This window comes from Psychroflexus longus (genome assembly GCF_020164595.1).
Taxonomy (GTDB): domain Bacteria; phylum Bacteroidota; class Bacteroidia; order Flavobacteriales; family Flavobacteriaceae; genus Psychroflexus; species Psychroflexus longus.
Map to the genome: position 1 here is coordinate 2,128 of NZ_JAIQZE010000022.1, position 3,152 is coordinate 5,279.

Below are 3,152 nucleotides of genomic sequence, written 5' to 3' on the forward strand. Positions count from 1 at the left end.
AGAGTAAAATAAAAATAAATAATTATCGAATAGATAAGCTTATTAAGGGCGTATGGGGGATGCCTAGGCTCTCAGAGGCGACGAAGGACGTGACAAGCTGCGATAAGCTGCGGGGATTAGCACATATGAATTGATCCGCAGATTTCCGAATGGGGCAACCCACTATACTGAAGGTATAGTATCCGAGAGGAAGCGAACCCGGTGAACTGAAACATCTAATTAGCCGGAGGAAGAGAAAACAATAGTGATTTTGCTAGTAGCGGCGAGCGAACGTGAAACAGCCCAAACCAGTGCTGTTACGGCAGTACTGGGGTAGTAGGACTACGACATCGTCATTTATATTGAACCCGAATATTTTGGAAAGTATACCCATAGAAGGTGACAGGCCTGTAGGGGTAAGATATAAATGATGTAGTAGTATCCTGAGTAGTGCGGGGCACGAGAAACCTTGCATGAATCAGCCGGGACCATCCGGTAAGGCTAAATACTACTGAGAGACCGATAGTGAACCAGTACCGTGAGGGAAAGGTGAAAAGAACCTTGAATAAAGGAGTGAAATAGACCCTGAAACCATACGCTTACAAGCGGTCGGAGTCCTGTTATGGGATGACGGCGTGCCTTTTGCATAATGAGCCTACGAGTTACCAGTACTAGCGAGGATAAATAATTCAGTTATGGATCCGTAGCGAAAGCGAGTCTGAATAGGGCGTTTAAGTTAGTGCTGGTAGACGCGAAACCGTGTGATCTACCCTTGGGCAGGTTGAAGCTGTGGTAACACATAGTGGAGGACCGAACCCGTTGACGTTGAAAAGTCTTGGGATGACCTGAGGGTAGGGGTGAAAGGCCAATCAAACTCGGAAATAGCTCGTACTCCCCGAAATGCATTTAGGTGCAGCGATTAAATAGTTTTATAGAGGTAGAGCTACTGATTGGATGCGGGGGCTTCACCGCCTACCAATTCCTGACAAACTCCGAATGCTATAAAATGGTTTTAATCAGTGAGGGCATGGGTGCTAAGGTCCATGTCCGAGAGGGAAAGAACCCAGAGCATCAGCTAAGGTCCCAAAATATATGCTAAGTTGAACAAACGCGGTCAGACTGCTTAGACAGCTAGGATGTTGGCTTGGAAGCAGCCATTCATTTAAAGAGTGCGTAACAGCTCACTAGTCGAGCGGTCAGGCATGGATAATAATCGGGCATAAGCATATTACCGAAGCTATGCTTTTATAGAGCGATCTATAAGAGGTAGGGGAGCATTCTAATCGGCGCTGAAGGTGTACTGTAAGGTATGCTGGAGCGGTTAGAAAAGAAAATGTAGGCATAAGTAACGATAATGCGGGCGAGAAACCCGCACACCGAAAGACCAAGGATTCCTCAGCTATGCTAATCAGCTGAGGGTTAGTCGGGGCCTAAGGCGAACCCGAAAGGGGTAGTCGATGGACAAGCAGTTAATATTCTGCTACTTGCTTTAAGATAAAAGAGACGGAGAAGGAAATCTAGTGCGTACTGACGGAATAGTACGTTGAACCATCTGCAAGGATGGGATAGTACACCAAAGCTACGGTGGCGGTGATAATCTAGAGGCCGTTCTTCCAAGAAAATCAATTAAAGCAACCCGTACCGTAAACCGACACAGGTAGTTGGGATGAGAAATCTAAGGTGCTCGAGAGATTCATGGCTAAGGAACTAGGCAAAATGGGCCCGTAACTTCGGGAGAAGGGTCGCCCTCAATTAATTTTGGGGGCCGCAGTGAAGAGGTCCAGGCGACTGTTTATCAAAAACACAGGGCTCTGCTAAATCGAGAGATGCAGTATAGGGCCTGACACCTGCCCGGTGCTGGAAGGTTAAGAGGAGATGTTATCTTCGGAGAAGCATTGAATTGAAGCCCCAGTAAACGGCGGCCGTAACTATAACGGTCCTAAGGTAGCGAAATTCCTTGTCGGGTAAGTTCCGACCTGCACGAATGGTGCAACGATCTGGACACTGTCTCAGCCATGACCTCGGTGAAATTGTAGTATCGGTGAAGATGCCGATTACCCGCTGTGGGACGAAAAGACCCCGTGAACCTTTACTATAGCTTAGTATTGACTTTGGATAAGTGATGTGTAGGATAGGTGGGAGACATTGAAGCGGCCTCGCTAGGGGCAGTGGAGTCATTGTTGAAATACCACCCTTTACTTGTTTGAAGCCTAACCCCGCGTAAGTGGGGGACATTACTTGGTGGGTAGTTTGACTGGGGTGGTCGCCTCCAAAAGAGTAACGGAGGCTTCTAAAGGTTCCCTCAGCACGCTTGGTAACCGTGCGTAGAGTGCAATGGCATAAGGGAGCTTGACTGAGAGACCTACAAGTCGATCAGGTACGAAAGTAGAGCATAGTGATCCGGTGGTTCCGCATGGAAGGGCCATCGCTCAAAGGATAAAAGGTACTCCGGGGATAACAGGCTGATCTCCCCCAAGAGCTCACATCGACGGGGGGGTTTGGCACCTCGATGTCGGCTCGTCACATCCTGGGGCTGGAGAAGGTCCCAAGGGTTGGGCTGTTCGCCCATTAAAGTGGCACGCGAGCTGGGTTCAGAACGTCGTGAGACAGTTCGGTCTCTATCTACAGTGGGCGTTAGAAATTTGAGTGGATCTGACTCTAGTACGAGAGGACCGAGTTGGACAAACCTCTGGTGTATCTGTTGTTCCGCCAGGAGCATAGCAGAGTAGCTACGTTTGGAAGGGATAAGCGCTGAAAGCATATAAGCGCGAAACCCACCATAAGATGAGATTTCTTTAAAGGATCCCCAAAGACGATGGGGTTGATAGGTCACAGGTGTAAAGGCAGTAATGTCATAGCCAAGTGATACTAATTATCCGAAGAGCTTATCTATGAGACAATTGTTTATATTTTATGACTACCACCCTCGAAACTTCTTATATATTTTTAATTATGTCAAGACATAATCTCACATTTATTGTGAGAGATTCCCAATCCAGTTGGGAATATGACTTAAGGTGGTTATAGCAACGGGGCTCACCTCTTCCCATTCCGAACAGAGCAGTTAAGCCCGTTAGCGCCGATGGTACTACATACCGTGGAAGAGTAGGTCGCCGCCTTCCTTATTTTAAAACCCTTCATTACAAACGTAATGAAGGGTTTTTTAGTTTATA

General features: G+C 47.3%; 2 rRNA genes. Both read left to right on the forward strand.

Annotated features, from left to right (window positions below):
• Window positions 1–32: 32 nt before the first annotated feature.
• A 23S ribosomal RNA gene (locus LB452_RS13345) occupies window positions 33–2,871 on the forward strand.
• A 121-nt stretch (window positions 2,872–2,992) separates the two neighbouring features.
• Window positions 2,993–3,101: ribosomal RNA gene (gene rrf, locus LB452_RS13350) — 5S ribosomal RNA — on the forward strand.
• The last annotated feature ends 51 nt before the right edge of the window (window positions 3,102–3,152 follow it).